This is a genomic window from Pseudoalteromonas sp. Of7M-16 (assembly GCF_022347805.1).
Lineage (GTDB): Bacteria > Pseudomonadota > Gammaproteobacteria > Enterobacterales > Alteromonadaceae > Pseudoalteromonas > Pseudoalteromonas luteoviolacea_F.
In genome coordinates, this window is sequence record NZ_JAKRFY010000040.1 from 36486 (window position 1) to 42603 (window position 6118).

Here is a 6118-nt window from a genome sequence, read left to right on the forward strand (position 1 = left end):
GCTAGAATAAATTAAAGCTTAGGCCTAAGATCCTCGATAATTTTTGCGTCAACCCAATATATGTCTATATTGGTATTTGCTTCTGTTCCCGAGTTTCTATTGAACAGCATATATTTACCGTCAGATGTCACGCCAGCCGCCGCTTCCCAAGCCTTTGTGTTTACTTTATCCCCTAAGTTAATTGCAGCTCCCCAAGCTCCATTTGGTTGCTTGAAGCTAATGTAAATATCGGCATCACCATATCCACCGGGTCTCTCTCCATCCCAAAGAATATAAGACTCATCGGGTGCAATAAAGGGATGTGCGTTCCATTTCCCTGTATTGATCACTTTACTCAATGGTTTGGGCGCTTCGCGCTTTCCGTCCACCAAGCGTGAATAGCGCAAAACGCCGTTACCACTTCTATCTGCATCGTCAAATACATAAGTGCCCTTTGCTGATGCGGTCAGGCGCATGATAGGAATATCCTTAAAAGATGGCGCTAGCTGTTTTATTTCAGACCACCCACTGTTTGTTCGTTCCTTATATCGTTTCCCCAAATGCATCTTTTTTCCATCTGGCGAGATAAATGGTTGCCCTACTCTTTTGGAAACAACCGACTCATGCCAGCGGTTATTCTTATATTGAAAAACAACAAGCTCTTGGCTTTTATTTATTTTTCCCTCTCGTAAAAAGTAGAACTCCTTTAAATCTGGGGTAAAAACCCCCCCGTATTCCCACCCTTGTGTCGTAACAACACCTGGAGCAAATACTTCTGGCGTTAAGCCCGGCGGTTTTTGACCGAGGTAGGGCCCTTCTAGGATAGCCGTACTTTGATGACCAAGGCTTTTTTGGCTAACAGCGAATGTAATAAGCAGGGATACCAAACAATAAGCACGTTTCATATTTACCACCTGAAATTAATACGTCTTAAAACAATGTGAGCTAAGCTATATAGCCATCGCTCACCAACAGTGCATTGACAGTAACTTTGCTCAAAGCTTGGCTTTAAGCTCTGCAATAAACTGTGCATCTACCCACATGACGTCGGAGTCTCCATCACCAAACTTTCGATTAAAGAAAAAGAACTTGCCGTCAGGCGACACAACTCCACCAGTATCAGGACCAGCTGTATTTATCTTGTCCCCTAAATTAATTGCATTACTCCATGAACCATCGTCCATTTGAAAACTAATATACAGGTCAGTTGCACCAAAACCGCCCTCCCGTTCACTGTCCCAAATAATGTAGCTTTCATCCGGCGCGACAAAAGGGTGTGCTGTCCACTTACCTGAATTAATTTGTTTACCAAACGCTTTAGGCGCTTGTCGTTTACCATCAATGACCTTTGAATAGCGAATGGTGCCAATTTCTTCCCGCTCATCAAATACATATGTTCCATTCGCAGATGCGGTTAACACCATAATGGGAATTTCGCTAAATGGTGCGCCTAAGCTTTTTAGTTCCGACCACCCCTTTGCTGTGCGCTCTCTATATTTATTGCCATCATGCATTGTTTTACCATCTGGGGAAATCGAGCCGCCCATTTGAGGTGCTAACACCACCTCTTTCCAGCGGTTATTTTCATGCCTGAAAACAATCGCAGTATTTGTTCTCTTTTTACGGTTATATCGCGTAAAGTAGTACTCTTTCATATCTGGAGTAAATCGACCTGTCCAATCATGATGCTGTTTGGAAACGATACCCGGAGCAAAAACTTCCGGTGTAGAGCCTGGCGGCGTTTGTCCAATATAAGGCCCCTTTAATCCTGCTAAGCCATCTTGAGCATGACTTACGCCACCGATCATCAGCACAGAAAGCAATATGGTTTTTGATAGGTAAGTGGATTTCATGGTGTTTATTCCTTAGTTATTCAATCGACAATTTATTCGATTTAGTTTGAGCTAATTTACAACCAAATTAATCCAACCGACCTTTAATTACCTTACGTCCTTATGACTTCTAAATGATTTTTCCTGAAAGTGAGTTCTGATTGCGACAATTAACCTTCTTGAATCTCAATAGTTCGATTATAAGCTTTAATATCAGATATTTAATAACGCATAATTTCTCTTTCAAAATGCGCCTTAGTCAATTGATTTCGACCAACCTCTCTGTGTTCGTAGCCTGTAGAGTCGACCCCCATATATCATATTGCTACCATCACTTCAAAGTAATCACGGCTTTTTGCTGGGGGCCTGCTTTACTATTGCAACCCTCACTGACCATTGCCAATACAACACAAATGGGGTGATAAGTGCGGCTAATAAACTACTTTTTTGATGTCAATGAGCTATGACTGTAGATAGCGCAGCTTTGAAATACTTTGCGCGAGTATGATACAACGCTGATTTTTCCTAAAAGCATGTATTTTTGTACTTTTCTTGTTCATCACACCTGAACTTCAGGTGCCAAGTAACATTTTGACGCCTAGGAAACCCGCTCACTCTGCTTTTTGTATGAGAATGACTTCTTCCAATAGTGGCGCTAAAGGGGACCAAGTATTCCCCGTGATACCATATGTCGTATCACTTGACGGGATATGATAGATAGTGGAAACATAGCCATTTAAAGCTCCACCTCTTGTGAAAGCAAGTTGACCTCCTAATTGGGTAATTTCTATGCCAAGTCCCACTTGTTGACCTTGGTCATTACGAACAATATCTTTGTTCTTGTAACGGCAAGGCGTAGTCATTTTATTAAGCGATGCTGTAGTGAGCACTTTCCCAGAAAATATAGCTCTGAACAGCTTGATATAAGACGTTAAATTCCCTCCCAACGCTCCCGCGCCACCTACTACACGGTATTCAACGGGATCCTCATATACAGCACTGCCGAATATACCTTGCTCATAAGCTGTAACCAATGCAGGTTGGTAAAACGAATCGCCTAAATAATACAAATTAGGGTCGTTAGCCTGTGGGAATATCTTCTCCCTTAAGAAGTCACCGATAGGTTGATTGGATAAGTGTTCAATAACCATGCCCAATAGAAAAAAACCAGTATTGTTGTAGCTATATCTTGTTCCCGACTGAATCACGACTGGCTTTTCGTTGAGTTTGTCTACAAACTCTTTTTGAGATACAGACTTTTGCCATTGGTAGTTTTGGAATTGTTCTTCATTAAATACATCTGGTATTCCAGATGTATGACATAGTAGGTCTTCTACGGTAACTTGCTCAAAGTGCTTTAATTCAAAAGGAAAATGCTGTTGTATTGTGTCCGTTGTTTTTAATAAACCACGCTCCTCCAACAGTAGAATCGCTGCTGCGATCACTGTTTTGGCGTTAGAGCCGAGCGATATAAGGCTACTTTGACTGAATGGTAAGCCAAGTGCTTTGTCCGCAAACCCATATTGTCTACTCGCTATCGTCCGCTCACCTTTAACCGCCGAAATAGCCAAACCTACATAACTATTTTTAGACGAGAACTCTGCTATCGCTCGATCAATTTCATCATCAGCATTTTCATGCTGGTTGCACCCAATAAGCAATAAGAACACCGCACTGTAGATAAGTTTCATATGGTCACCATGGTGTAATTACCAATACAAGGGAATGGAAATAAATAGAAATCATCAATTAAAACAAACACACTTTTCAAATATACCCCTACCGCCAAAAAACATGTTTTGTAATACTTTGACTCTTAATATCGTACGTCAAGGTGACACATAATGTTGACGGACAGCCTCTATACATATTGCGCAAACTTGCCGCGAATGCCTGTGGGTAAATATGGATCTGACAACTTGTATGGTCGCAATTTGCATCGAAAGCCAGCTCTTTATGCACAAATCCTTGGTCTTTAACCCAACCTTGTGCTGATTTTAGCGCCGAAGACTCACTCCTTGAATCAGCCAAACTGCCAATACTATATGTGATTAGTATAACGAGTAAGCCAGCAACAAACCTGCGCATTTTAACCTCTTTGGCTATCTTTGAGCAGCAAATAACTAAACGCGATAAGAGGAATATTCGTCGTTACAGGATTAAAAGCTTCAATCAATAGTTGCGGCTGCAAAACAGCAACTGCAATCAACAATAGTGTTAGCCCAATGACATTGAGTATGTTCATGACTTTGTATTTATAAAACACAAAAAACAAAACACCAAACATGACCTCGCCCACTCCGGCTATCTTCGTGATCAGCGTCGATATGTCGTCTGGGAAGCCAGCACTAGACATAATCAATTGCTCTATTGGTGCGACATGGACTAGCTTTGGAAAAATACCATGATATAACCAAGCAAAACTAATGACATAGCGGGCAATTTGAATCGAAGACACGGCCACTCCTTTTGTTATTTTTTCAACCAACTCGAAAATACGTGTAAATCAATGAAAAAGCTTTAAAGCTGGTACACGTTAGCAATCCAAACACCACTGCAACTTTCTGCAACTACCAGCGCATCTTCAGAGATCCCAGCTTGGGCCAATAGTTTATTTTCATGCCAAATGGCGCTTTTACCCACCGAAGGCAAACCGCCACTAGGCTTGTTATAATTGGCGATGGCGACCAGCATGCTGTATTCCGACGCATAGGTAGACCATTTTTTTGCATCATTCCCATACCCTTGTGGTGTTATCAGAACACCGGCTACATAAATTATTGCACCAGATTCAGCACAAGTTTTTGCATGCTGTGGATTGATGGTGTCCGCGCAAATTGCATTGGCGATCAGTGTTTGCTCTATTTCCAATAAATGATATTTATCGCCGCTGCTAAAATATTGTTCTTCGCCTGCATGAAGGTATATTTTTTCGTAAGTTTCAATATTGCCATTATCATGAATAATGATTAAACCAATTTTTGGTAGCCCATTTGAGAGCAACGGAGCACCAACACCAACCGATATATTATATTTTTTTGCAGCTGCGATAAGAGGGTCAAGACGAGTATCATCTACCGCCATAGCCATCTCAGCAGCCAATTGAGGCTCGTACCCTGACAGTGACAACTCAGGAAAAACTAAGTAATTTACGCCTAGAGAACTTGCCTTTTCAATATACCTAAGGTGATTCTCGATGTTTAATTTTATATCACCTTTAACTGAGCTGCTTTGCGCTACTGCTATTTTCATAGTTCTTTATTAGACTCCAAGATAAATCATCGTCGTGTTAAACCCCACTCTGGCGCTGGCTCGTACTCAAGCCATTTAAATCGCTGCGATATCCAAAAATAAAAAAGCCAAAGCATCATAAAGCTCTGCTCTAAAATCCTTTGGCATGGTCAAATTCCAGCCAAGGTTATTGGCAATCTGCGCCTGAATAATAAAAGTGCATGGCAAGTAGCGCAGCAAACCCTAAGCTTGTCTTGAAAGGCGCTTTTTAGCATATACGTTTATCACTACCACTAAATATACGCCTGTGCTTTAATAACTTGCTACGTGTTCTTCGCGTATTAATAAGTCTATTTCTTCTTGCGGTCTCATGGGAAATGGCGCTTCTGGGTAGGTTGATGTTCTGAGCAAAATATCATTTTTTATATAAAAAAGGTATTTATAGGTTTTAACCGCATCCGCGTCATCGATGCGCGGTTCAACTGGCTGACCGCAAACATAAATCTCTTCTATGATCTCATCAACCGGGCGCGTTTCAATTTTATTCTTTAGTGCTGATGTTGTTTTGCGGTGTTCCCCTTTTAATACTCGCTCTACATCGAAGTGCACCCGGTAGTAATATCCAGTTGACTCATCCACATCACTCACATTAACGGCGCGACCAATTGCGATAAAGTCTGCTTCTTTCGCCACCCTTAACGCAAATTGTTCTTCTAGCTCTCTAGAGGCTTTGAGCTCTTGTGCAAATTCAGCAGCTGTCGGTTCACAGGCCAATACGGGAGTAGAGATACAACATAATAAAAGAATAAAAATTGCAAACTTCATGTATGCTCCTGTTAAAAATTAACCTTTCAATTTTAAATAGTTCTCTAACGGTAGTGCGATCTTGTTCACAGATAATTTAGCGAAGTTTCCGCCAAGACATATTATTACGGCTGCAAGCATAACGGAACTGCGAAGTTGAAATTTTTAGACTCCGGTATTACGGTATTACGGTATTACGGTATTACGGTATTACGGTATTACGGTATTACGGTATTACGGTATTACGGTATTACGGTATTACGGTATTACGG

General features: G+C 41.2%; 7 protein-coding genes. All 7 read right to left on the bottom strand.

Annotation, left to right across the window (positions count from 1 at the left end; all coding sequences use genetic code 11):
- Nucleotides 1–11 precede the first annotated feature (11 nt).
- Nucleotides 12–884: a hypothetical protein gene (locus MHN81_RS26665; protein ID WP_239427212.1), complete on the bottom strand. Its 873-nt coding sequence runs from the start codon at nt 882–884 to the stop codon at nt 12–14.
- 90 nt (nt 885–974) lie between these two features.
- Nucleotides 975–1832: a hypothetical protein gene (locus MHN81_RS26670; RefSeq protein WP_239427213.1), complete on the bottom strand. Its 858-nt coding sequence runs from the start codon at nt 1830–1832 to the stop codon at nt 975–977.
- Between the two features lie 590 nt (nt 1833–2422).
- Nucleotides 2423–3502, bottom strand: coding sequence for a serine hydrolase domain-containing protein (locus MHN81_RS26675; RefSeq protein WP_239427214.1), 1080 nt, complete (start codon nt 3500–3502; stop codon nt 2423–2425).
- A gap of 88 nt (nt 3503–3590) precedes the next feature.
- Nucleotides 3591–3899, bottom strand: a complete 309-nt coding sequence (locus tag MHN81_RS26680; protein WP_239427215.1) for a hypothetical protein — start codon at nt 3897–3899, stop codon at nt 3591–3593.
- A 1-nt stretch (nt 3900) separates the two neighbouring features.
- The gene (locus MHN81_RS26685) at nt 3901–4269 is read right to left on the bottom strand and encodes a DoxX-like family protein (protein ID WP_239427216.1); all 369 of its coding nucleotides are present in this window, start codon (nt 4267–4269) and stop codon (nt 3901–3903) included.
- 62 nt (nt 4270–4331) lie between these two features.
- Complete coding sequence (locus MHN81_RS26690; protein ID WP_023401037.1) at nt 4332–5063, bottom strand: carbon-nitrogen hydrolase family protein; 732 nt, start codon at nt 5061–5063, stop codon at nt 4332–4334.
- Between the two features lie 291 nt (nt 5064–5354).
- Nucleotides 5355–5867: a hypothetical protein gene (locus MHN81_RS26695; RefSeq protein ID WP_023401038.1), complete on the bottom strand. Its 513-nt coding sequence runs from the start codon at nt 5865–5867 to the stop codon at nt 5355–5357.
- Nucleotides 5868–6118 lie beyond the last annotated feature (251 nt).

Bases quoted from the DNA above. Each gene is read 5' to 3' on its own strand.
- MHN81_RS26665 (WP_239427212.1), bottom strand. From the start codon at position 884: ATGAAACGTGCTTATTGTTTGGTATCCCTGCTTATTACATTCGCTGTT.
- MHN81_RS26675 (WP_239427214.1), bottom strand. From the start codon at position 3,502: ATGAAACTTATCTACAGTGCGGTGTTCTTATTGCTTATTGGGTGCAAC.
- MHN81_RS26680 (WP_239427215.1), bottom strand. From the start codon at position 3,899: ATGCGCAGGTTTGTTGCTGGCTTACTCGTTATACTAATCACATATAGT.
- MHN81_RS26690 (WP_023401037.1), bottom strand. From the start codon at position 5,063: ATGAAAATAGCAGTAGCGCAAAGCAGCTCAGTTAAAGGTGATATAAAA.
- MHN81_RS26670 (WP_239427213.1), bottom strand. From the start codon at position 1,832: ATGAAATCCACTTACCTATCAAAAACCATATTGCTTTCTGTGCTGATG.
- MHN81_RS26695 (WP_023401038.1), bottom strand. From the start codon at position 5,867: ATGAAGTTTGCAATTTTTATTCTTTTATTATGTTGTATCTCTACTCCC.